19 protein-coding genes are annotated in these 22,732 nt (G+C 55.8%); 11 read left to right on the top strand and 8 right to left on the bottom strand.

The features are described from left to right. Nucleotide 1: 1 nt before the first annotated feature. Entirely contained in the window at nucleotides 2-1,879 is a 1,878-nt protein-coding gene (locus NIM72_RS02250; RefSeq protein ID WP_161734589.1) for an amidohydrolase, read from the bottom strand. Between the two features lie 289 nt (nucleotides 1,880-2,168). Between NIM72_RS02250 and NIM72_RS02245 the strand changes: the two genes are divergently transcribed. From NIM72_RS02245 to NIM72_RS02225, 5 genes are all read left to right on the top strand, one after another. After that, the gene (locus NIM72_RS02245; protein ID WP_253418244.1) at nucleotides 2,169-2,861 is read left to right on the top strand and encodes a hydrolase; all 693 of its coding nucleotides are present in this window, start codon (nucleotides 2,169-2,171) and stop codon (nucleotides 2,859-2,861) included. A 62-nt stretch (nucleotides 2,862-2,923) separates the two neighbouring features. Beyond that, entirely contained in the window at nucleotides 2,924-3,145 is a 222-nt protein-coding gene (locus NIM72_RS02240) for a DUF1427 family protein (protein ID WP_253418241.1), read from the top strand. Nucleotides 3,146-3,147: 2 nt separating this feature from the next. Continuing rightward, the gene (locus NIM72_RS02235) at nucleotides 3,148-3,402 is read left to right on the top strand and encodes a XapX domain-containing protein (protein WP_161734595.1); all 255 of its coding nucleotides are present in this window, start codon (nucleotides 3,148-3,150) and stop codon (nucleotides 3,400-3,402) included. A gap of 43 nt (nucleotides 3,403-3,445) precedes the next feature. Then, nucleotides 3,446-3,829: a response regulator transcription factor gene (locus tag NIM72_RS02230; RefSeq protein ID WP_161734598.1), complete on the top strand. Its 384-nt coding sequence runs from the start codon at nucleotides 3,446-3,448 to the stop codon at nucleotides 3,827-3,829. Then, complete coding sequence (locus NIM72_RS02225; RefSeq protein WP_253418239.1) at nucleotides 3,829-9,369, top strand: AAA family ATPase; 5,541 nt, start codon at nucleotides 3,829-3,831, stop codon at nucleotides 9,367-9,369. The genes NIM72_RS02230 and NIM72_RS02225 overlap by 1 nt, the downstream gene beginning before the upstream one ends. A 28-nt stretch (nucleotides 9,370-9,397) precedes the next feature. Here the strand turns inward: NIM72_RS02225 and NIM72_RS02220 are convergent, their stop codons facing one another. Then, complete coding sequence (locus tag NIM72_RS02220) at nucleotides 9,398-10,018, bottom strand: response regulator transcription factor (protein WP_161734604.1); 621 nt, start codon at nucleotides 10,016-10,018, stop codon at nucleotides 9,398-9,400. Between the two features lie 799 nt (nucleotides 10,019-10,817). On the opposite strand from NIM72_RS02220, the gene fdhF reads away from it, so the two are divergent. Both fdhF and NIM72_RS02210 read left to right on the top strand, forming a co-directional pair. Beyond that, on the top strand, nucleotides 10,818-13,790 hold the full coding sequence (fdhF, locus tag NIM72_RS02215; RefSeq protein WP_253418237.1) for a formate dehydrogenase subunit alpha: 2,973 nt from the start codon (nucleotides 10,818-10,820) through the stop codon (nucleotides 13,788-13,790). Next, nucleotides 13,790-14,275, top strand: coding sequence for a DUF1641 domain-containing protein (locus tag NIM72_RS02210; protein ID WP_253418234.1), 486 nt, complete (start codon nucleotides 13,790-13,792; stop codon nucleotides 14,273-14,275). Before fdhF ends, NIM72_RS02210 begins: the two co-directional genes overlap by 1 nt. Nucleotides 14,276-14,291: 16 nt before the next feature. On the opposite strand, the gene NIM72_RS02205 is transcribed toward NIM72_RS02210, so the two are convergent. Next, nucleotides 14,292-14,702: a GFA family protein gene (locus tag NIM72_RS02205; RefSeq protein ID WP_033769017.1), complete on the bottom strand. Its 411-nt coding sequence runs from the start codon at nucleotides 14,700-14,702 to the stop codon at nucleotides 14,292-14,294. 156 nt (nucleotides 14,703-14,858) lie between these two features. Beyond that, the gene (locus NIM72_RS02200) at nucleotides 14,859-15,629 is read right to left on the bottom strand and encodes a DeoR/GlpR family DNA-binding transcription regulator (RefSeq protein WP_161734612.1); all 771 of its coding nucleotides are present in this window, start codon (nucleotides 15,627-15,629) and stop codon (nucleotides 14,859-14,861) included. A 120-nt stretch (nucleotides 15,630-15,749) separates the two neighbouring features. Here NIM72_RS02200 and NIM72_RS02195 point away from each other — a divergent pair, with 120 nt between their 5' ends. Next, on the top strand, nucleotides 15,750-16,901 hold the full coding sequence (locus NIM72_RS02195; protein WP_253418231.1) for an MFS transporter: 1,152 nt from the start codon (nucleotides 15,750-15,752) through the stop codon (nucleotides 16,899-16,901). An 82-nt stretch (nucleotides 16,902-16,983) separates the two neighbouring features. On the opposite strand, the gene NIM72_RS02190 is transcribed toward NIM72_RS02195, so the two are convergent. The 4 genes from NIM72_RS02190 to NIM72_RS02175 all read right to left on the bottom strand — a co-directional run bounded on the left by NIM72_RS02190 (nucleotide 16,984) and on the right by NIM72_RS02175 (nucleotide 20,061). Then, nucleotides 16,984-17,625, bottom strand: a complete 642-nt coding sequence (locus NIM72_RS02190) for a DUF1109 domain-containing protein (RefSeq protein ID WP_253418229.1) — start codon at nucleotides 17,623-17,625, stop codon at nucleotides 16,984-16,986. Beyond that, complete coding sequence (locus tag NIM72_RS02185) at nucleotides 17,612-18,166, bottom strand: sigma-70 family RNA polymerase sigma factor (protein ID WP_253418385.1); 555 nt, start codon at nucleotides 18,164-18,166, stop codon at nucleotides 17,612-17,614. Before NIM72_RS02185 ends, NIM72_RS02190 begins: the two co-directional genes overlap by 14 nt. 71 nt (nucleotides 18,167-18,237) lie before the next feature. Continuing rightward, a complete protein-coding gene (locus NIM72_RS02180) occupies nucleotides 18,238-19,479 on the bottom strand; it encodes a protein-disulfide reductase DsbD (RefSeq protein ID WP_253418226.1) in 1,242 nt (413 codons plus the stop codon). Between the two features lie 24 nt (nucleotides 19,480-19,503). After that, complete coding sequence (locus NIM72_RS02175; RefSeq protein ID WP_253418223.1) at nucleotides 19,504-20,061, bottom strand: peroxiredoxin; 558 nt, start codon at nucleotides 20,059-20,061, stop codon at nucleotides 19,504-19,506. A gap of 367 nt (nucleotides 20,062-20,428) precedes the next feature. Between NIM72_RS02175 and NIM72_RS02170 the strand changes: the two genes are divergently transcribed. The 3 genes from NIM72_RS02170 (at nucleotide 20,429) to NIM72_RS02160 (ending at nucleotide 22,484) form a co-directional block, all read left to right on the top strand. After that, a complete protein-coding gene (locus NIM72_RS02170; protein ID WP_253418382.1) occupies nucleotides 20,429-21,637 on the top strand; it encodes an aldose 1-epimerase family protein in 1,209 nt (402 codons plus the stop codon). Nucleotides 21,638-21,909: 272 nt separating this feature from the next. Beyond that, entirely contained in the window at nucleotides 21,910-22,170 is a 261-nt protein-coding gene (locus tag NIM72_RS02165) for a type II toxin-antitoxin system ParD family antitoxin (RefSeq protein ID WP_253418220.1), read from the top strand. Beyond that, nucleotides 22,170-22,484 carry a type II toxin-antitoxin system RelE/ParE family toxin gene (locus NIM72_RS02160; protein ID WP_161734628.1) on the top strand — a complete coding sequence of 105 codons (315 nt, stop codon included), beginning with the start codon at nucleotides 22,170-22,172 and terminating at the stop codon, nucleotides 22,482-22,484. Before NIM72_RS02165 ends, NIM72_RS02160 begins: the two co-directional genes overlap by 1 nt. Nucleotides 22,485-22,732: the final 248 nt, after the last annotated feature.

The following is a 22,732-nucleotide window of genomic DNA, read 5'->3' as shown; positions in this document are numbered from 1 at the left end:
ATTAAAACGCGAAGCAGCTGCAGCCGAGCGCGCCCCAGAAGGCGTTATCTTCGGCGACCGGTACACTGGAACCCCGGGCGATCTCATGCGAGTGTTGATGAACCCCGCACGGGCCGCTGCAGTGGTGGACGGCGGGCATCATGCCTGCACGGCTCTGCACAACTGGCGGGGCGCTGCGATAGTGACCCGGCACGTTTACCACTGGCGACCACTCAGGCAGGACCGGAATCGCGGGCGGTGCATCCGCGCTGAACGAACCGGCGGCATAGACAATATTGCCATCCACCACCGTCAGCACCGACTCAATGCCTTTAATTTCCTCTTCCGGCACGCTGAAGAAATCTTTGCTCAGCACGGCCAGATCCGCCAGAAGACCTACCTGAATCCGACCTTTTTTATTTTGTTCGCTGGAGAACCAGGCGCTGCCCTGTGTCCAGAGCATCAGCGCCGTTTCACGGTCAAGGCGGGCATTGACGTCATACATCTGCATGCCGCCCACGGTGCGACCAGAAACCAGCCAGTAGAGCGCGGTCCAGGGGTTGTAGCTGGCGACGCGGGTTGCGTCGGTGCCGAGTCCGACCGGGACGCCGGTTTCCAGCATTTTCTGTACCGGCGGGGTGTGGCGGGTGGCTTCAATGCCGTAGCGTTCAGCAAAGTATTCGCCCTGGAATGCCATGCGATGCTGCACCGCAATGCCACCGCCCAGCGCTTTGATACGATCGATATTGCGCTGAGTGACCGTTTCCGCGTGGTCAAAGAACCAGTGCAGACCATTAAACGGGATATCGCGGTTGACCTTCTCAAAGACATCCAGCATCCGGCTGATCGACTCGTCATAAGTTGCATGCAGACGGAAAGGCCAGCGATGTTCCACCAGATGACGCACCACGCGCTCCAGTTCATCCTCCATGCCAGGCGCTAAGTCCGGACGTGGCTCCAGAAAATCTTCGAAGTCGGCGGCCGAGAACACCAGCATTTCGCCTGCGCCGTTGTGACGGAAATAGTCGCTGCCCTGGCCTGGCGTCAGCATGTCCGTCCACTTCTCAAAATCTTCCAGTTCATGACCCGGACGCTGCGTGAAGAGGTTGTAGGCGATACGCAGCGTCATCTGCTTTTTCTGATGCAGTTCAGCGATCACTTCGTAATCTTCGGGATAGTTCTGGAAGCCACCGCCCGCATCAATGGCGCTGGTCAGGCCCAGTCGATTCAGCTCGCGCATAAACTGGCGGGTCGAGTTGATCTGCTGTTCCAGCGGCAGTTTCGGGCCTTTCGCCAGCGTGGCGTAGAGGATCATCGCATTGGGACGGGCGATCAGCAGACCGGTGGGATTACCGTTACTGTCTCGCTGGATTTCACCACCCGGCGGGTTCGGCGTCTCTTTGGTATAGCCGACGACTTTCAGTGCGGCGCGGTTGAGCAGGGCGCGGTCATAAAGATGCAGCACGAAGACTGGCGTATCGGGGGCAGCCTCGTTGATCTCATCCAGCGTCGGCATCCGGCGCTCGGCAAACTGGAACTCGGTCCAGCCGCCTACCACACGCACCCACTGCGGTGACGGCGTGCGCAGCGCCTGCTCTTTCAGCATCCGCAGCGCATCGGCAACCGACGGAACGCCTTCCCATCGCAGTTCAAGGTTGTAGTTCAGACCACCACGAATCAGGTGCAGGTGTGAATCGTTCAGGCCCGGCACGGCGGTGTGACCTTTCAGATCGATCACTTTGGTGCCGTCACAGTGATACTCCATCGCCTCTGCCAGCGTACCTACCGCAACAAATTTGCCATCACGAATTGCCACGGCTTCTGCGACCGGATTGCTGCGGTCAACAGTATGAAATTTGCCATGGGTCAGTATCAGTTCTGCTTTACCCAGCGTAACCATAGATCCTCCTCAACGGGGTTGTCCGACTCAGCGCGGGACAGGAAGTGCCGCAATAAGCAGGGCACGAATAAGCCGGATTATGGTGAGCGGGCTGATGGGTCGTCTAGTTATACAGAGGGATACCTATACCTTCGTATAGTTATACGCAGAGATAATAGTTTGCCGTGTCACCTCGCCCTACACTGCGACCAGACAAGTCAGCAGCAGGATTAATAAACCTGTCCTGACCGTCTTTTTGCTCCGCGCCAGTTGGCGGAAATTCCGTTACTTAACCTCTATGGGTGAACGCATGTCCAACGCAAAGCTTGAAGTCCTCACGCCACATAACAGCCAGATTATCTTCATCGACCAGCAGCCGCAGATGGCCTTTGGCGTGCAGTCGATTGACCGCCAGGTGCTGAAAAACAACACCGTTGCGCTGGCGAAGGCGGCAAAAGTCTTCAACATCCCGACCATCATCACCACGGTCGAAACCGAAAGCTTCTCGGGTCACACTTATCCGGAACTGCTGGATGTCTTTCCTGGTCAGGACATTCTGGAGCGCAGCTCAATGAACTCCTGGGATGACCAGAAAGTGCGTGATGCGCTGGCAGCGAACGGCAAGAAAAAAGTGGTGGTGTCCGGTCTCTGGACGGAAGTGTGCAACAACAGCTTTGCCCTGTGCGCGATGCTGGAAGGCGACTACGAAATCTATATGGTGGCCGACGCGTCAGGCGGCACCACCAAAGAAGCGCACGACTACGCAATGCAGCGCATGATTCAGGCGGGTGTCGTGCCGGTGACCTGGCAACAGGTGATGCTGGAGTGGCAGCGTGACTGGGCCAACCGTGACACTTACGATGCGGTGATGAATATTGCCAAAGAGCATTCAGGTGCCTATGGCATTGGTGTGGATTACGCCTACACCATGGTGCATAAAGCGCCATCACGTCAGATAAGCGAACACCGTACTCTGGCACCGGTTCACGCGCCGGTCCGCTAAGGGTCGCTCTGCTGATCGGCACGCGCTGCCGGTCAGCAGACGGGCAGCACAGGAGTCCGGTCATGAATCCTTTACTTCTTTCCCTGGCAGCAGGGGTGTTGATTGGCCTGTTTTATGGCCTGCTTAAAGTACGTTCACCCGCTCCGCCCGCGATTGCGCTGGTGGGCCTGCTGGGAATGTTACTGGGCGGGGCGCTGATGCAGGCGGTTATTCCAGCAGCGCATGCGACCGTCCTTCAGCCGCTCAGCGCTCAGCCTGAAACATACCTGTTGCGGACAAGCTGAACATGTTGAAATCCTACATCATTTCTCTCGCGGTGGGCCTGCTTGCCGGGGTAATCTATGCGCTGATTAACGTCAACTCTCCGGCTCCGCCGATTATTGCACTGGTGGGGCTGTTCGGCATGCTGGTGGGGGAACAGATCATTCCGCTGGCTAAGCGTCTGCTTCGCCGTCAGCCGGTGACGCTGAAGTGGTTTCGCCATGAGTGTGTGCCAAAAATCAGTGGGACACCGCCACCCGATGGCGATAACACCCCTTAAATCCTCGCGTACCGCACAGTGAGGCGTTTCGGAGAATAACTGCATGGCGCTGTCACAGCGTATTATCATTGTTGATGATGAACGCGCGGTCCGCAGTGGACTGAGCAATCTGTTGCACTCAGACGGCTACCCGACGCGCTTATATGAGTCCGGTGAGGCGCTCCTGAGCGATGACAATGCCCTTTCAGAGGCGGGCTTGCTGATTATTGATGTCGGACTCAAGGGCATGTCCGGTTTTGAGCTATTTGTCCTCCTGAAACAGCAGACAGAGCTGCCCCCGGTCATCTTTATCTCAGCAGATCTGGAAGAAACAACACTGTGGTATGCCATCGCCCTGGGGGCGGTCACGTTTTTGCGAAAGCCCATTGATGTTGATACGCTGCTGACACTGATCCGTTGCGAGTTATCCAGGGGAGAAGCCCGCTGATGAGCATGCTTTCGGTTAATGTCCAGGAAGGTGACGACGCAGGGATCGCGATTGACCACTTCGACACGCTGACACCGCTGGCGCAGGATGGCTGCCTGCTCTGGATACTGGCGCGCTGCCACTCTGGTGAATCCCTGATTGTCGCTACGGGTCAAAGTGACGAGGTCACCTTTCAGGCGACGCAGCGACTTAAAAATGAGCGTGCGCTGGCGGGCTATCTTTCACCGCGCTGGGCAATCACCGCCACCGGCACCACCCGTTATCACAATCGGTATGCCCTGATTTATCCTTGCTTTCCGTTTCGTACTCTGGCTCACAATCTCGCCACTCCACCTGAAAACATCGCCGACTTCCTGCAGGTGGCATTGCAGCTCTGCCACACGCTCGGTCAGGCGCATCATCAGGGTATCGTGCATGGGGATATCAAGCCGGGTCACTTTTTTGTCACTGACGATGGGCGCTTCCGCCTGGGCGGATTTGGACTGGCCTCGCTGGCAGCGCAGTCGGCGGACAAAACCAGCCTGCGCGCCTCAGGCGGTACGCTGGCCTATATGTCTCCTGAGCATACCGGTCGCACACCGCATCCCGTCAGCAGCCTCAGCGATCTCTACAGCCTGGGTGTGGTGCTGTATGAGTACCTGACCGGCAGACTGCCGTTTGGATCAGCAGAAGCGGGTGAAGCAGAGTGGATTCATCATCACATTGCTACCGCCCCCCGTCCCGCCGAACAGGTCAGAGAGGATGTGCCGCCGATGCTCTCGGTGATTCTGTTGCGCCTGCTGGCAAAGTCGCCCGCAGAGGGGTATCAGACCGTGCAGGGACTGATGGCCGATCTGCGCCGTTGTCAGGCAACCCTCTCAGCGGAAAACACCATTGCGCCGTTTACGCCCGGTTTGCAGGAGCGGTTCAGCAGCAGTTTCCGGCCCGAAACGCTGTTCACGCAGCATCCGCAGGCGCGCCTGTTACTGACCACGCTTGAGGCGGTCAACCGCAGCGGCACGCAGAGCCTGGTGATGCTGAGCGGTGCGCCCGGCTCCGGGAAGTCTGCCATTATCGCCTCCGCACTAAAAAACCTGCAGCACCGACAGATTCTGCTGGCCGCCAGCAAGGCCGATCAGCATTCGCCAGTCGCCCCCTATGCCTCAATCGCCTCCGCCTTTCGCACGGTCACGCTCTATCTGCTGGGTTTGTCCGCCCCGGAAGTCAGCAAATGGCGGGGGCGACTGTTACGGTTACTGGGCGGGTATACCGATTTAGCCATTGAACTGGTACCCGAATTAAAACAGCTGCTGAATATCCGGACACTGTCGCCCGTGGTGCGCCATGCTCCGGACGCCCGCGAGCAGTTTAACCAGATGGCGTGTGCGCTGATTGAGGCTTTTGCCACGCCGGGTCGCCCGCTGGTGATGCTGATTGATGATGTTCACTGGGCAGATAATGCCACGCTGCAACTGCTGGAAACGCTGATTATTCGTAGTGAACATCTGCCTTTTATGCTGGTGCTCGCTTTCCGGGAGGGTGAATCAATGCCCTGTCCGATGATTGCCGGTTTTCTACAGCGGATCAGAGAATCCGCGGCGCGGGCCGTGGCGCTGACGCCACAGCCGCTCAGCGTGAAAAGCATCGGTCGCTGGCTGGCGGGGAGGCTGCATACCCGTCCCGGCGGCCATCGCGAACTGGCACAGATTATTTTCGACAAAACCGGCGGCAATCCACTCTCTGTGCAGGAGTTCTTTCGTCAGGCGGTGGACGATGGGGTCATTTACTTTCGTCAGAACCCGCTGAAATGGCATTACGACAGCCAGACACTGAGTACGCGTCAGTACACCGACAATGTGGCAACGCTGGTGCTGAATCAGCTGGTACGGATGCCGGAGATAACGCGGCAGCTGCTGGGCGATCTGGCCTGCCTGGGCGCCAGCGGCGAACTCTCCCTGATAAGTCATATCAGCAGAACCCCTGTTAAACGGCTTCAGCAGCAGCTTGAACCGGCAGTCAGTGGTCGTTTTATCACCCTGACGGGCGGTAACTACGCCTTTACCCACGATCGGGTTCACAACGCGGCATTTTCGCTGCCCGACCGCCGGCAGCAACAGCATCTTCACCAGCAGGCGGCGGCATGGCTGTCAGACGCGGTGGTGACGGCGGATAACGGTGAAACACTGTTCCGCGCGGTTTATCACATTGGCATGATTGCTGAACTGCCGCTGAGTGTCGCAGAGCGTGAGCGGTATTATCCGCTCTGTCTGCGCGCTGCACAGGGAGCGAAACGTGCGGGGGACTATCTCTCGGCGCTGCGCTATCTGCGCACCGCCCAGCGACTTAGCCAGCGGATGGTGACCGGCAATGACTTTATGCTGGGTCTTGATGAGGCGGAGTGCGAGTTTCTGCACGGTAATCTCAGCAACGCACAATCGCTCTGCACCCGACTGCTGCGTGAGCCGGGAACGCTCAGTGAAAAATCCAGGGCTGCCTGTCTCTCTGCTGAAATTCATATGCGCCAGTCTGACAATCATCTGGCACTGGAAACCGCACTCGCCTGGCTGGCGGTTTTTGGTGAGCATTTCAACCGTAATCCGAATGACGCGGAGATCGACGCCGAATGGCTGTCGCTCAGAACGCGGATTGGCGACTCCCCGCAGACCGCTTTTTCACGGCTGCCGCTGAACAACAATGCCGAAACGGAGTCGGTGCTGAACCTGATGGCCAGCACAATTTTTGTTTCCGCCTACGACTGCCCGCAGCTGCATCTGATGCTGGTCTGCCGGATGCTGAAGATGACGCTGGACCAGGGCATGACAGGGGCTTCTGCGTTTGGCCTTGCCTGGTTCAGCGTGCTGACTGGCGACCGCTATCAGGCCTGGCAGTTTAGCTATGACTGTGGCCGGGTGGCGCGTGCGCTGGTGGAAGAGCATAACTTTATCCGCTACAAAGCACGCACGCTGCTGCCACTGGATCAGGTAGGGATCTGGACACAGCCGCTGGATGTCGCCGTGGAGTGTGCCCGCGAAAGCTTTCGCGTGGCGGTAATGCATGGCGACCGCTCTTTTGCCTGCCTCTCGCTGCGTCATCAGATCATGAACACGCTGACACGCGGCGACCACCTTGAGTCGGTGCTGACCTCCATTGAGCGTGGACTGGCGTTTACCCGCAAATCGTATTATCCCGACGTCGAGAACGTGCTCGTTATGCAGAAGCAACTGGTGATGCAACTGCGTAATAGCAATGGATTCAGGGCAGAGGATCGCGTCGCCTCTTTGCCGCTGGTAGCGGGCAGTGAGCCGGGGTCGATATCCGGCCCTAAAGCGATGGTGCGGTTCTGGGACGGTCTCTATCGGGGAATGGCGCATTTCTTTGCGGCTGAATACCGGGAGGCGCTGCGCTGTTTTGAGGATATTCGTCCGCTGATTAGCGCAGTGCCCGCTTATATCTATCTGATGGATTTTCATTTCTACAGCGCATTATCACTGAGTCACCAGCCTGAAGCGGCTGACAGCAATGTGCTGCGTGGCCATCTCGACAAGTTTGCTGACTGGGCTGACCTCAATCCTGGTCTGTTTGCAGACAAATATGCTCTGCTCAGGGCAGAGTGCGCGCGTCTGGCGGGCAACACGGGCGACGCTCTGAAGCAGTATGAACAGGCCATTCGTCTCTCCAGACAGGCGGGCTATCTGCACATCCATGCGCTGGCGAATCAGCTGGCGGGTCGCTGCTGCAAAGCCTTACAGCTGGACACCGCCGCAGATGCCTGGATTAAAGCGGCAATGGCAAGCTGGGAAAACTGGGGCGCGCAGGCAATGGTGCGCCAGCTGGAGCAGCGCTATCCGCATCTGTCCGCGCCGCTGCAAAACAGCGCACTGGCGACAATTCCGTTTACCCAGGATGCCGCATTCTATGACATGGAGAGCGTGCTGACCGCCGTGCGCGCCCTGACGGAGGAGATCAACCTTGATCGGTTGATACATACCCTGATGCGCATGCTGCTGGAGCGGGCCGGTGCTCAGCGCTGTCGGCTCATCCGGATTCTGGATGGCAATCTGCCGGAGACGCAGGCCTGGGCAGAGAGCATGGCAGAGGGGGTGCGTGTGCAGATTGTTAAAGAACGACCTCTCGCGTCCGACCTGCCTTTATCCGTGCTGTCAGCGGTGATCCGAACAGGCCAGGAGATACGCACCGGCAAACCGGAGGCGTTCAGTCCCTTCAGCCAGGATCCCTATCTGGTGGCTTCAGGCGCAGCGGTGTTGTGTGTCCCGATGTTCAGGCAGGCCAACATGGTCGGGGTGCTCTATCTGGAGAACCGCCTGATGCCCGACGCGTTTACTGCTGAGCACTCCCATATAGTAAAAACCCTGAGTGCGCAGGCGGCCGTTTCGCTGGAAAACGCACGGCTCTACGCAGAGCTGCTGGAGGAGAACACTCATCGGCGGCGGGTTGAGAAGCAGTTGCGAGCCAGTAAAACCTCGCTGATGCTCGGCGAGAAGATCAGCCATACCGGCACCTGGCGCTGGGAATTGACAGAGGACATGATGATGGTCTCTGAAGAATATGGTCGCATTCTTGGCCTGCCAGCTGAACAAAAAGGGCTGTCGATGGCTGACTTTCTCACCCGCGTTCATCCCGATGATCATGCGTGCATCAGTGAACTGGTCACGCTTAGCGTCAGCCAGGGGCGCAGTATGCAGGCTGAGTTCCGTATACTCAGGCCGGACGGGGAATGCCGCTATATTAAAGGCATCGGAGAACCGGTGGACAATTTCCCGGAGGTGAAAGAGTATTTCGGCACCATTTCGGATATCACTTTACAGCGTCAGGCAGAAGATAGCGCGCGTATGGCGCAGGCGGACCTGGCTCGGGTTAGCCGCGCCACCACCGTCGGGCAGCTTACTGCTTCCATCGCCCATGAGATTAACCAGCCTCTGATGTCAATCGTGGCTAACGCGGGTGCCAGCCTGCGCTGGTTAAAGCGTGAACCCTTGATGCTGGAAAATGCCAGCAGCAGTCTGAACGAGATCATTAAAGAGGGTAAACGTGCCGGAGAGATTATTCGCGGTCTGCAGGCGCTGACCCGCAATCATGAACCGAGCTTTGCGCCAGAAAACCTGCATCTGATTGCCCGTGATATTCTGGCGCTCTCCCGGATCGAGCTGGAACGGCGGGGCATTTCACTGGAACTGAAACTCAAGGCGGCCAGGGCAGATATTTTCTGCGACCGCGTTCAGATTCAGCAGGTGCTGCTCAATCTGGTCATTAATGCTATCGATGCCATGTCCGATGATTTACCGCGCGCGGCCCTGCTGCGCCTCACCTCAGAGAATCCCACGGCTGAAACGCTGCGATTTGAGGTGCTGGATAGCGGTTGCGGATTGCCTGATGGCGTGCGTGACCGGATCTTTGAGTCGTTCTACACCACCAAGAAAAGCGGCATGGGCATGGGATTAACCATCAGTAAAGGGATCATCAAAAAGCACTGCGGAGAGTTAGGCGCAGAGAACCGGCCAGAAGGCGGCAGCCGTTTCTGGTTTACACTGCCACTGGAATAAGCGTGCGGGCCAGCTTTACATCGTGGCTTTAGCGACGGCGGGTATGATCAATATTGAGCCGCTCAGCCGCACGCACCAGATCGGTCAGCGAGCGCGCATGCATCTTCTCCATCACTCGCCGCTTGTGGACTTTAGCCGTAATTTCACTGACGCCCATTTCGGCAGCAATCTGCTTATTGAGCAGGCCACTAATCGCCAGCAGCATCACCTCGCTTTCACGCGGCGTCAGGGTCTGGTGCCGCTGGAATATTTCTCGCCGCTCCTCAGAGGCGGCCATATTTTGTTCAGCGATGCGCAACGCTTCCGCTACTGCCTGCAACATATGATCGGGATCAACCGGTTTAGTCAGAAACTCATAAGCGCCGGTTTTCATCGCCCGCACTGTGACCGGAATGGTCCCGAAACCGGTTAAAAAGATGGTGGGGATCGTGTAACCGCGATCGAGCAAAGCCTGTGCGACATCGAATCCATCTGCGCCGGGAAGATTAATATCCAGAATCAGGCAACAGGGAAGGGGAGTGAATGCATGAGCCAGAAAATCATCTGCCGATGAAAACGTGATAACTGTGTAATCGTCGGCGGTGAGCAGATTACGTAATGCTGAAGTCACAGCAGCGTCGTCGTCAACAATATATACGATGGGATTCATAGGGACCTCATTCCAGCCAGAGTTTTACTGATAATTAAATTAAACATGACGCGTAAAGAGGCCCTGAACAGTGAGCCTCCGGCAGGGTTAACAGGATATTACCATAACAGTTATCATTATCATCTTATAATTAACAGCAAGTTAAGAATCAGATAAATTACTGATAGATATGATTAAAACGTGAGCGTTATACTGTGGGCTGTGTGCCGTCATTCCGGTCTGCTGGGTATTGGACTATAAGCTGAGCGCCATATTTGTGTAATCAACAGAGCGCTCACTTGCGACCAGCAGAATAGTGATCGCCATACGCTGAAATAGTCCATAAAATTGCTCACCGGATTAAATCTGCCTCGCTTTTTTCAATGCCGTAATAAGTTCGTGCCAGTGTGTAATTCATCTCTGGAATAAGCGGCACGGTAACTGACAATCAGTGGTTAACTCACTTCAGACTGAACAGCGCCGCAATTCACGCGATACACAACAAAAAGTCAGTTTATAGTTACAACATACATTTGGCGGATAAATGTATCAGGGGTCAGGCAACAGAGTGATCATTGCTAAGCAGCATTCAGATTCCCTTTGTCATTATCACGAAGGTTTTGTCATAAAAAACCCCTGATTTCATCCGGTAAGAAGTCATTACATTTTAAAAAATCCTTACCTGTCAGCGATTAACCTCAATAAGCGTAGCGGTATTCATGGCACGGCTGATAATCCTCACTAAGCTTGTGAAGTAACCCTTTAAATTTGGGGACATTTTCCAGCCCAGCGCTATCCGCCATGTCGTCATGAGGCTCATATGAGTGAAAATTACTGCACCATTCTTTTCAATGGTGAACGATTAGAAGGATTTGCTGATCAACCGCTTATCGATTTTCTGGATGCTCACGGGAAAAAACTGCCTCATGTCTGTTATCACCCGGCGTTAACGCCGCTACAAAGCTGTGATGTCTGCTGGGTCGATGCTAATGGCGAGCGTGTTCGCGGTTGTACGCTTCGTACTGAAGAGGGTTTGTCGGTCCGGAGTGAGGGCAGTGTGCTGAAAGCCGCGCAGCAGGAGGGTATGGATAGGCTGCTTAATCGTCATGAGCTTTACTGCACCGTCTGCGAACACAACACCGGCGACTGTACGCTGCATAACGCAGTAGCCGATATGCACATTCCGATTCAGTACTATCCTCATCAGCCCAAGCCTTACGCGAAAGATCACTCCAATCCGTTTTACACCTACGACCCTGACCAGTGCATCTTATGTGGTCGCTGTGTCGAGGCGTGCCAGAATGTAGAGGTCAACGAGACGCTCTCGATTGACTATACCCAGGCGCACCCACGCGTGTTGTGGGATGGCGGCACGGAAATCGCCGGCTCCAGTTGCGTCAGCTGTGGGCACTGCGTTACGGTCTGCCCGTGCAATGCACTGCTGGAAAAAACGATGCAGCCCGATGCGGGCCCGTTCACCGCGATGGATGAAGGGCTGAAGCGTCCGCTTATCGACTTTGTGAAAACGCTGGAAAACAGTATCGGCATGGAGCCAATTACCGGTGTGTCAAAAATTGACGTGGCGCTGCGCCAGTCAGAAATCAAACGCACCAAAACAGTCTGCACATATTGTGGCGTGGGCTGCAGCTTCGAAATCTGGACCCGCGATCGTCACATCCTGAAAATTCAGCCGGTCGCCGAAGCGCCAGCCAATGGTATTTCCACCTGTGTTAAAGGCAAGTTTGGCTGGGATTTCGTCAACAGCGCGGAACGCCTGACAACGCCGCTGATTCGCGAGAATGGCCGCTTCCGGCCTGCCAGCTGGGATGAAGCATTACAGCGGGTTGCCGATGGATTACGTGGTGTTGCGCAGAACTATGGCGGTGACGCAATAGGCTTTATTGGCTCCAGTAAAGCGAGTAACGAAGAAGCCTATCTCACCCAGAAAATCGCCCGTTTAATCTTCGGCACCAACAATGTCGATAACTCTTCACGCTATTGTCAGAACCCGGCCACAGAAGGGTTATTTCGGACTGTGGGCTACGGTGGCGATGCCGGAACAATAAAAGATCTGCAGGAAACCGATCTGATTGTGCTGGTCGGCAGTAACCTTTCCGAGAACCATCCGGTTATCGCTTCTCACATCAAACAGAGCCATAAACATCGCGGTCAGAAACTGCTGGTTGTCGATCCGCGTCGTCACGAAATGGCGGAACGGGCTGACTGCTATCTGCGCATCCGGCCAGGTAGCGATCTCGTCTGGGCCTCAGCGATGGCGAAATATATGTTCGATCACGGTTATGCCGATGACGCGTTTCTGTCACAGCGGGTTAATCAGGTCGAAGAGTACCGCGCCTCGCTCGATGCCTTTACGCTCGACTATGCCAGCAAGATCTGTGGCCTGAGCGAAGCCGAACTTACAGAGGCGGCGGAGATGATTGGCCAGGCGAGCAGCGCCTGTATATTGTGGGCGATGGGGATTACCCAGCACAGCCACGGTGCCGACACCAGCACGGCGCTGTCGAACCTGCTGCTGGTCACCGGCAACTATGGCCGGTCTGGCACCGGCGGATACCCGATGCGCGGACACAACAATGTACAGGGCGCCAGCGACTTCGGCTGCCTGAGCAATCTCTATCCCGGCTATGAAAAAGTCACTGACGCGGCGGTGCGGGAGAAATGGGCGCGAGCATGGGGCGTCGCGCCTGAGGCACTCTCCGACCAGCCCGGCGCGGATAACTTCAAAATGGTGCAGGAGGCGGGTGAAGGTAAAATCCGCGCGATGTATATCACCGGCGAAGAGACCGCCTTTGCGGATGCTGACTCAGATTCTGTGCATGCCGCCTTCACCAAACTGGAATTTATGGTGGTTCAGGACATTTTCATGTCGCGCACGGCTGAATTTGCCGATGTGGTGCTACCCGGCGCGCCCAGCGTAGAGAAAGAGGGGACGTTTGTGAACACCGAGCGGCGCATCCAGCACTTCTCGCCCGCCATGAAACCCCTGGGCGACTGTCGTCCCGACTGGCAGATTTTCACCGAACTCGCCGCGCGCCTCGGTCACCCGTGGCATTACCCGAATCCGGGCGCGATCATGGCGGAAGCAGCGGGCATTGCAGATATTTTCGCCGGCGTAAGCTATGAGCAACTGGTCGGCTGGCAGTCGCAACTCTGGCCGGTCAATGCCGCAGGTGAAAGCACGCCGCGTCTCTACACGGAACGGTTTAATTTCCCGGATGGCAAAGCCCGGCTTTATCCGCTGAGCTGGCAGCCACCCGCCGAGCAGGAGGATGCAGAGTACAATCTCCTGCTGAATAACGGCAGGATGCTGGAGCATTTTCAGTCGATGAACCAGACCGGTCAGGGTGGCCGCATGATGTCGCTGTCACCTAATGCCTTTGTTGAGATCTCACCGGAACTGGCTGCCTCGCGCGCGCTGACGGAAGGAGAATGGGTGCGCATCACCTCAAGGCGCGGCTCGCTGGATGTGCCGGTTGTTATCACCGAACGCGTGGCGGGCAACGTCATGTTTATGCCAATTCATCATGGTAAGGATGGCGTCAACGCGCTGACCGGCGAACATCACGATCCCGACGTCAACACACCGGCTTATAAAGAGCTTGCCGTGAACATGAAGCGAATCGAACGGCGGACGCAGCCCAATCCGTTGCCGTTACACAACTTCCGTTACGGCAGTCGGACCCCGCTGGATCACCTGCCGATTGAACAAAAATGGCAGCAGGCAGGCTACCGTGAACCGCCTGAACACGTAGACAAACCGGAGAAATTTTAATGGCAGAACGGATGAAATATCAGGTCACGCCGACACGTACTGAGCCAACCGCACGCGAAGCGATGGATGAGCTGATTGAAAATCTCCACCAGCACGGTTTTCTGCGGCTGGCGAACGACCTGGTTAAATCAAATAGCGAGGTGGGGAAAATCCTGGTTTCGGGCCTTAATCAGCCGGGTACGCAGAACGCGCTACAGAATCTCTCGCTACTGATGATGACGCTGGGCAGTGTGCCGCCAGAAAGTTTTAATCATCTGCTGTTGGCCGTTCGCGATGCCGCGATGGCCGTTAAACCGGCGCGCGATGAGGCCCGTCAGGAAAAAGCCGCGCCAGGCATCCGCGGCATCATCCGGTTGCTCAATGATGAAGATCTGTGGCGTGGACTGCGCCCGATCTTCGCCGCGCTGGAGGTCTTCTCACAGCAGATTGACCGTGAAGAGCAGAAGCCGATTACCCGCTTCAGTGGCAAGCCCACACGGGAGTAGTTCAGCCTGCGTTCGTTCAGGATTGCGTGGGGGTGTAGATCAGATGACCGGCTACACCGCCCGCGCCGCCATCTTTTGGATGATTGATACCATCGGAGACCGGGACATCGGTGAAATCAAACGGCGAAACCCCCTCAAGGCAGGCGACATTCACCCCGAACTGATCGGGCTGTGAGCGGCTCTGATGAAAGGTGTAAATGCCGCAAACCGAACAGAAGTAGTGGCCCACCTCTTTGCTGTTGAATCGATATTCGGTGAGCTGCGCTTCACCCCGGGTCAGCTCCACCTTTGTCGCAAATACCACCACCGCGCCGCGCATCCGGCAAAACGAACAGTTGCAGCGGCGCACCGTATTAAATCCATCCTTCAGCGTCACCCGGTACGCCACCGCGCCACAGTGGCATTGCGCTGTCATTTCATTTTGCATCCTGATCTCCTGTGTAGTGAAACCAACCAGCTTTCAGCCTACGCCAAAGCCTGGGATTTGGCAGCATCGGGTGCGGATTTGTCGACCATTAGTATAGCCAGGGCAGTGTGCATTTATCGGGTTCGCCTGCGACATGATTTATTTCATCACGCCGTATCAGACAGTAATAAGCATCATCTCTTCCGCTTCAAACGCCTCAAGCAGTTCTTTATCGAGCTTCTCTTCCACGACGAGCGTTGAGATTTCACGGCATTTCGCCACGCTGAATCGCGCTACTGCGGGGATTTTATCCGCTGTCAGCCCGACAATGACCTGATTGCTTTGCGCCATGGCGACTTTCTTGAATTCGCAATCCGCATAGTTAAAACCGGTCAGCCCGGCCTCCGGGCTCATGGCGCAGCCGCCAATAAACGCCTGATCAAACAGAATCCCCTGGATCTGGTTGATCGCGGTTTGCCCGACCGCGCCGCCGGTGCTCTTCTGTATCTGCCCGCCCAGCATAATTACCTCCGCAGCAGGATGGTTGATCAGTAGCGCAGCAATATCGGGCGCATTGGTGACGACGGTGATATTCAAATCTGGTGATAGCGCCTGTGCCAGCGCCAGATTGGTCGTACCGGCATCAACAAAGATGCAGCTATTGGCTTTCACCAGGCTGGCACAGCGCTGCGCAATCAGGGCTTTTGCTGCGTGATCGTGAGCTTTCCGGCTGACAAAGCTGCCCGCCTCCTGCAGCTGTAACACCGCACCGCCATAGACCTTTTTACATAAACCCTCTTTACTGAGTTCATGGAGATCGCGGCGGATAGTGTGCTCTGACACGGCCAGTTGCCTTGCAAGGTCAGCGCAGACCACACGTCCTTTGTCCTTCAATATCTCACGAATCAGCGCTTGTCGCTGCTGCGGGAAAGCTGCATAATCGAGCATATAAACCTCAAATAATTCAAAATCGAGCTATAGTGAGCATAATCGTTCACTGCCGGGCAGGGAGTCAATAGCGATCTCTCAGTCCTGTCAGCTCTTCACGACATCCCTCAAAGGAATGCAATGGCTAATAACGTCTCTTCCACACTGGCAACACGCATTATCTTTTTTATCGCTGGATTTATAACCGCGACCTGGGCGGTGATTGTGCCTTTCGCCCGCGGCAATACCGGCGTTAATGAGGCGCAACTCGGCACCTTGCTGCTTTGTCTTGGCGTCGGCGCGTTGATTGCGATGCCGGTGACGGGCTGGCTGACCAGCCGCTTTGGCTGCCGCCGGGTGATTCTGGTCGCTGTCGCGCTGGTCATCATCAGTACGCCATGGCTGTCGGTGCTCAGCGACCCGCTATTGCTGGCGCTGGCGTTGCTGGTTTTTGGCATCGGCATCGGCGTGACCGACTGCGGCATGAACATCCAGGCGATCCTGGTGGAGAAGCAGGCGGCGAAGCCTGTGATGTCTGGCTTTCACGGCATGTACAGTGTGGGCGGCATTGCCGGGGCGGGCTTTATGACGCTGCTGCTGGCGATGGGTTTTAGCGTGCTCACCGGCTGTTTGCTGGCGGTAGCGGCGGTGATTATCATGACGCTGGTCAGCGCACCGGGTTTACTGACCTACGCGAACCCCGCTGAAGGCCCGGTATTTGCTGTTCCGCGCGGCAGCGTACTGATTATCGGCATCATCTGCTTTGCCGTCTTCCTGACCGAAGGCACCGTGCTGGACTGGAGTGCTGTCTATCTGACCGACGTCCGGGCCATGCCGGCATCACTGGGCGGACTGGGCTATACCTGCTTTGCCATTGCGATGACCGTGGCGCGTCTGACCGGCGATCGCATCATTTCGTCGCTGGGTCGTCTGCCTGTAGTACTGGGTGGCGCACTGATTGCCGCCGCTGGCATGGCGATGGTGACCTTTATCGCCTCCTGGCCGCTGGCGTTGCTGGGCTACACCCTTGTCGGCGCAGGCTGCGCCAATATCGTGCCGGTAATGTTCACCGCCGCCGGACGTCAGACGGTGATGCCGCAGGCGGTCGCCGTGCCTGCCATTACTACTCTGGGTTACCTGGGGGTACTGAGCGGGCCAGCCGTGATTGGCTACGTGGCGCATTACACGCATCTCGCTTTTTCGTTTTCACTGATTATGGCGCTGATGCTGATCGTCGGTGCGGTCTCTCTGACCCTGGATCTTGGCCGTAGCCGCGCGGGGAAGAATGCATAAAATTACCCAGTCCGCGCTCCTGACAGACTTTCATTGAACGGGGCGCGGATTAATCTTCAGGAGGAACGGAAGTGGCCTGCCATTACTCTCCCAGCCGGACCCAGCGGCGTCCCGCCAGCACCGTCAGCACCACAATGGTGATGCCTGCTGCCAGATGCATGGAGAAATCGATCATATGCAGATGGGTGTCATGGCACAGCGACAGCAACATCGATGAGGTAAACGCACTGCCACAGCCGCTCAGCGCCAGACTGCGCGCGGGATAGAGTGAACGGGTGCGCTTCAGGGCGATCACGGACATCAGCATCATCGGCGCGCTGGCCGACAGCATAAACAGATAGCAATGTATCCCTTCACCAAAGCGGCTTGCGCCCGCAGACGTGGTTTCAGATGACATGTTGATCAGATTCAGCCCCAGCCACATCACTGCCAGCATCAGCGGCCAGCGCAGGCTGACTGGTTTTCTGCCGGCGATACTCAGCGTAAACGCAGCCGCCAGCGTGCTGCCCGCGATGACAAGAGAGATCAGTACGGCGATAAATGCCAGCCATGCGCCAGGCTGACTCCAGTCAGTAAACCTGCTGTGAAACGCCCAGCTGGTCAGTGCGCCAAAAGGCAGAGCAAGCGCGATCCAGCCCGCAACGCGCCAGGCGGTGGGCCAGACGCGCTGCACCGGCTGCGCGGAGGCGCTGAGCTGATTAATTAACTGGTCATGATTTCTCATGATGACCCCGTCCATATTTACGAAGGTTGACCATTGCGCGATGCAACAGGGATTTAACGGCAGAAAGAGACTGATGGGTTTCAGCGGCTGCCTGCGCCAGGTTCTGCTCGCGCAGATGCACGGATTCGACGATCTCCCGCTGACGTAGCGGAAGGGTATCGAGATAGCCTGAGAGAATATCGGCATCGGCTGAGGCTTCTGCACTTTCAGCGGGCCGCTGCTGCAGCGCCTCATCATCCTGAACCTCCTGACGACGACCATGCTGGCGCAGCGTATCAATCGTTCGGGCAGAGGCGATAGCGGCTACCCATGGCAAGATCGGGCGCTGCGGATCGTAGGTATGCCGCACCCGATGGATTGCCAGCAGCGTTTCCTGAATCACATCCTCAACCAGCCCCTCGTCACGCATTTTTTTGCGCACCAGTGCCCGGATGGCCGGAACCATCGCTTTGAGTAACTGGTTATAGGCTGCTTTGTCGCCCGCCTGCGCCCGGGCCATTAAGGCTGGCCAGTGCTGTGCGCGTTGATCAGTGTCTGACATCATTTATCAGCAGGTCAGCACACTGTCGCCGTGTGCTGATACCGGAGCAGAACATCGTTTCATCAATCGTCTCAGGTTTTCTTTCCTTTTTCCGTTGCCTGATCCAGCGCTGAAATCACGATGCCTGGCGTCAGCACCTGCGGGAGTACCACGGGTTTACCACCGTCAGCCGGGTAGACCACGTAGAGGGGTAATCCACCGCGTCCGAAATCGCTAAGCGCCTGTTCAACATCGGGATTGTATTTAGTCGAGTCCGCGACCATGTAAATGGTGCTGGTACGCGCCATGGCTGCTTTTACCGCTTGCGTCGACAACGACGTGCGATCGTTGACCTGGCAGGTAATACACCAGGACGCGGTAAAGTTCACCAGGATGGGCTTGCCCTGGCCTTTGATTGCGTCAACATTCTGGGGCGACCAGGCCACCGCTGCAGCAGCCGGTGAGGTGGTTTCCGTCTCAGCTGGTCCCGTGGCAAAACTGTTGATATTCAACAACGGCACCACGACCAGCGCCAGAAAGAACGCGGTGGCAACATGCATTACCACATGACGCTGTCCCATCATACGGCGTTTCTGCGCCATGCCATACAGCCAGGCAGCAAAACTAAACAGTAAGCAGCAGGCCAGAATCGCGGCCAGTGCAGCCGATCCCGCCTGACGTTCCAGTACCCAGATCAGCCAGCCCACCGCACCCAGCATTGGAAACGCCAGACCCTGTTTTAAGGTGATCATCCAGGCGCCCGGTTTTGGCAATATTCTCGCCAGCACCGGGAAGAATGAGATCAGGGTAAAGGGCGCAGCAAAGCCCAGCGCCAGCGATATAAAGATCACCACACTCACCAGCGGAGGCTGAGTCAGGGCATATCCCACTGCGCTGGCCATGAAAGGTGCGCTACAGGGAGTGGCGACAATGATGGCCAGCGCGCCGGTCAGTGCTGAACCCACTAATCCTCCGCGATCGCCACCCACTTCGCCAACCCGCTGAATCGACAGTCCGACTTCAAACAGACCGAGCAAATTCAGTGCTGAACCCAGCATCACCAGAATCAGCGCTGCAATGACCAGCGGCGATTGCAGCTGAAATCCCCAGCCCACCGATGCACCACCCGCCCTGGCCAGCAGCAATACGGCGGTCAGGGCAACCATCGTCACCACGACGCCGAGCAAAAAGGCCAGGCCTTCTGCCCGGGCGTGGGAGGGGGATTCGTGGTGGCGGATCAGGCTCAGTGCTTTCAGTGAGATCACCGGAAACACGCAGGGCATGAGGTTCAGAATAATGCCGCCCAGGAAGGCGGCTACAATCGCAGTCAGCATGGTGTACCTGCTCAGATGATGAAGTTATGCCGGATTGGCCTGACGATATTTTTTAACGGCATCCATCGCTTTCTGGATATGCGTATCAGGATTTTTATCGGTGAAGCTCAGCAGGATTTTGCCATCGGGCGCAATCACGTAAGAGGTCCGGTCTGAAAGCTTCTGACCTTTCATCTCCATGGTGCTCTTATATTCTTCGGCGACTTTGGCTCCCGGGTCGGCGGCTACGGTAAATTTGTCACGGCATTCAAGCTGCGAGAATTTAGCAATCTGATCGGTATTACCGGCGGTGACACCAATGACGGTCGCACCCTGTTTTTTGAATTCATCGGTCGCTTCAGCAAAGTCATGCGCTTCAAGCGTACAACCCGCACTGAACGCTGCCGGAAAGAAGTAAAGCACAACCGGGCCTTTATTCAGCGCCTGCTGTAATGAAAAGGTGGTCGATTTGCCCGCCAGCGCGGCGTCGAGTTTAAAATCCGGGGCTTTTTCACCGACCTGTAACGCTGCAAAAGCGGATGTTGCCGGAACACTCAGTGCCAGCAGCGTAGCGACGGCCAGGGTTTTCAGGGTGTTTTTCATTGGCGTGACTCTCTCCATTAACGAGCAGACGGGGTTGTCTGACGTCTCATTTTTAAGGTTCGTTTAAAACGAGAAAAAGTTGCGCGGTTTTGAAATTTTTTTAACGATTTATTTAAGAGGACGTTAACCACAATTTTCAGGTGGTCATTGCATCATTTGCTGAATCGAGTGCAGCTCATGCGTCGTTGAGTCACAGATTGCATCGTGGTTATTCCTGATTAAGTAAAATTTATGTGATTTGAGCCGCAATAATTTTGCTAAAAAGCGCCGGTTTTCTGGCAGGTGAGCATCGTCACGTTTCTGTTCGGCTTCAGACAGTAAATTCCATTTATGGAATGAAAAAACGATTCAGCAAATGAGGCGAATGATGAAGATTAAACTGGCATTAACAGTACTGGCGGTTCTGGTATCAGGTTCAGCAGCGGCGAAAACCTGGGTGCTGACGAGTGCTGAACAGGGCACCGAGCAGGGAAACTGGAAGATTTCCAGCAATGAGCTGAAGTCTCAGGGCAAACCGTTCAGCATCGAACAGAAAGTCCTGCATGGCGGCAAGCAGGAAGGCAGTAAAATTCTGACGATCCGCAGTGAGGATGGCCTGACAATTACGTTAAGTCCGACCCGCGGCATGAACTTACTGCATGTTGAGGGTTTTGGCACCCGCATGGGCTGGGATTCACCAGTGAAAGAGGTCGTCAATCCTGCCTACATCAATCTTGAGAGCCGCAACGGTCTGGGTTGGCTGGACGGCTTCAACGAGATGATGGTGCGCTGCGGCTACGAATGGACCGGTCATCCGGTCACCGATGAAGGACGAATCTATACGCTGCACGGTAAAGCGGGGAATACGCCGGTTTCCCAGCTGGAAGTTGAAGTGGCAGATGCGGCACCACACGAAATCCGTATTCGCGGCCTGATTAAAGAGAGCACCTTTAAAAAAGCTGATTTGCAGACCATGACCGAGCTGCGTTACGTGCCAGGCAGCAACAGTTTCAGCCTGCATGATGTGTTAACCAACCATGCCGACTATCCGCACGATTACCAGATCATCTATCACAGCAACTTCGGCCAGCCTATTCTGGAAGAGGGCGCACGCTTCATGGCACCGATGTCCGGCATCAGCCCGTTCAATGACTACGCGAAAGCCGGGCTAAAAGAGTGGCAGACCTATAAAGGTCCGACCAAAGATTTCGATGAGATGGTGTTCAACATCAAGCCGCTTTCCGACAGCAATCATCAGACCGTTGCTGCGGTGATAAATAAAGCGGGCAACAGCGGCGCATCCATTCAGTTCGATACGCGTCAACTCCCGATGCTGACCTTATGGAAAAATACCGACACCCTGAAACAGGGCTACGTGACCGGCATCGAACCTGGTACCAGTTACGCCTATCCGGTCACCATTGAACGTGAACAAAAACGTGTGAAGCAACTGCAATCGGGCGCGAGCACGGCATTTGATCTGACGTACACCTTGCTGCACAGCAGCGAGCAGGTGAATGACGTTGAGAAACGCATTAAGGGCATTCAGGGCGAAACGAAGATTGATGTGAGCGAGACGCCAATAGCGAAAGAGTAACGACCCATCATAACCCCAGCTAAATTGTTGGGGTTTTTACTTTACAGGCCAGCGTTCCGTCACGGGATGACATCACAAATGCGAGAAAGTGGCAAAGATCTGCACAGGATACTGGCGATGCTATAAGGTCGCGGGGTTGGTCAACGCAAAGTTACACGCAGGTAAACATCCGGCAAACCTGTGGAAGGGTGTTAAGCCGGAAGTTGAAAGAGAAGAGTAACCCTGAAATACTAACAGTTAATAACTGATAGTAACTCAGCGGGAGAGGAATCATGCCAACCAGCGTAGCACTCAGTCCTTATTTCGAAGCGTTCATCCGCGAACAGATAGAAAGCGGGCGATATAACAACACCAGTGAAGTGATCCGTGCGGGCCTCAGGGCACTGGAAGAACGGGAGCAGCAGATGAAACTTGATGCTCTGCAAACAGCAGTCAGCGCAGGTATAAACAGCGGCGAAAGCAAAAACGCGGAAGAGGTATTTGGTCGCCTGTCGCAAAAATATCGGCGGCAGGTCGAAGGTGGTAAAGCGTAATGAAACTGGGTATTTCGCCTCTGGCAGAACAGGATATGGAGGTCATCGGTGATTATATCGCGCAGGAAAACCCGGTGCGCGCGGTGAGTTTCACGGAAGAACTATACCAGCAATGCTTGCTGATAGCCGAGTCGCCGGTTATCTACAAAGAAAGACCGGAACTGGGACAGAGCGTCATAAGTTGTACTTACGGGCGGTATCTCATCGTGTTCAGGGTGCTGGACACGGAAGTCCGTATAGAGAGGCTGCTACATGGTTCGCGGGATATTATCACGCTGTTCTCTGAACAGGAGACGCCGGGAAGCTCTCGCTGAGCAGAATCCTACCGTAAACGTCAGAGCGTGCCGTCCGTAGTAATCATCCAATAAATAATCCTGCAGATTAGTTGCGACACAGCCTCCTGTGTCTGAAGTGAAAACCCGAAGGGGGGGAATTGAGATTACTTAAGCTACCTGAATACATGTGCGATATGTTATTTAACATAAGATAGATTGTGCGCATTGTCTTGTGTCGGGGCAGACAGCCAGTATCTGTCCTAATCCAGGGGTATCTGACCGGTAAA

The sequence above is a fragment of the Pantoea sp. B550 genome (genome assembly GCF_024158165.1).
Classification (GTDB): Bacteria; Pseudomonadota; Gammaproteobacteria; order Enterobacterales; family Enterobacteriaceae; genus Pantoea; species Pantoea alfalfae.
The sequence above is the reverse complement of the archived record's forward strand: the minus strand, read 5'-3'. Positions and strand labels throughout refer to the sequence as shown.

What these genes read in the sequence shown, in the direction of transcription:
- NIM72_RS02240 (WP_253418241.1), top strand. Translation starts at nt 2,924, where the DNA reads ATGAATCCTTTACTTCTTTCCCTGGCAGCAGGGGTGTTGATTGGCCTG.
- NIM72_RS02185 (WP_253418385.1), bottom strand. Translation starts at nt 18,166, where the DNA reads ATGTCAGACACTGATCAACGCGCACAGCACTGGCCAGCCTTAATGGCC.
- NIM72_RS02225 (WP_253418239.1), top strand. Translation starts at nt 3,829, where the DNA reads ATGAGCATGCTTTCGGTTAATGTCCAGGAAGGTGACGACGCAGGGATC.
- NIM72_RS02180 (WP_253418226.1), bottom strand. Translation starts at nt 19,479, where the DNA reads ATGCTGACTGCGATTGTAGCCGCCTTCCTGGGCGGCATTATTCTGAAC.
- fdhF (WP_253418237.1), top strand. Translation starts at nt 10,818, where the DNA reads ATGAGTGAAAATTACTGCACCATTCTTTTCAATGGTGAACGATTAGAA.
- NIM72_RS02210 (WP_253418234.1), top strand. Translation starts at nt 13,790, where the DNA reads ATGGCAGAACGGATGAAATATCAGGTCACGCCGACACGTACTGAGCCA.
- NIM72_RS02250 (WP_161734589.1), bottom strand. Translation starts at nt 1,879, where the DNA reads ATGGTTACGCTGGGTAAAGCAGAACTGATACTGACCCATGGCAAATTT.
- NIM72_RS02160 (WP_161734628.1), top strand. Translation starts at nt 22,170, where the DNA reads ATGAAACTGGGTATTTCGCCTCTGGCAGAACAGGATATGGAGGTCATC.
- NIM72_RS02165 (WP_253418220.1), top strand. Translation starts at nt 21,910, where the DNA reads ATGCCAACCAGCGTAGCACTCAGTCCTTATTTCGAAGCGTTCATCCGC.
- NIM72_RS02195 (WP_253418231.1), top strand. Translation starts at nt 15,750, where the DNA reads ATGGCTAATAACGTCTCTTCCACACTGGCAACACGCATTATCTTTTTT.
- NIM72_RS02220 (WP_161734604.1), bottom strand. Translation starts at nt 10,018, where the DNA reads ATGAATCCCATCGTATATATTGTTGACGACGACGCTGCTGTGACTTCA.
- NIM72_RS02230 (WP_161734598.1), top strand. Translation starts at nt 3,446, where the DNA reads ATGGCGCTGTCACAGCGTATTATCATTGTTGATGATGAACGCGCGGTC.
- NIM72_RS02200 (WP_161734612.1), bottom strand. Translation starts at nt 15,629, where the DNA reads ATGCTCGATTATGCAGCTTTCCCGCAGCAGCGACAAGCGCTGATTCGT.
- NIM72_RS02190 (WP_253418229.1), bottom strand. Translation starts at nt 17,625, where the DNA reads ATGAGAAATCATGACCAGTTAATTAATCAGCTCAGCGCCTCCGCGCAG.
- NIM72_RS02245 (WP_253418244.1), top strand. Translation starts at nt 2,169, where the DNA reads ATGTCCAACGCAAAGCTTGAAGTCCTCACGCCACATAACAGCCAGATT.
- NIM72_RS02175 (WP_253418223.1), bottom strand. Translation starts at nt 20,061, where the DNA reads ATGAAAAACACCCTGAAAACCCTGGCCGTCGCTACGCTGCTGGCACTG.
- NIM72_RS02170 (WP_253418382.1), top strand. Translation starts at nt 20,429, where the DNA reads ATGAAGATTAAACTGGCATTAACAGTACTGGCGGTTCTGGTATCAGGT.
- NIM72_RS02205 (WP_033769017.1), bottom strand. Translation starts at nt 14,702, where the DNA reads ATGCAAAATGAAATGACAGCGCAATGCCACTGTGGCGCGGTGGCGTAC.
- NIM72_RS02235 (WP_161734595.1), top strand. Translation starts at nt 3,148, where the DNA reads ATGTTGAAATCCTACATCATTTCTCTCGCGGTGGGCCTGCTTGCCGGG.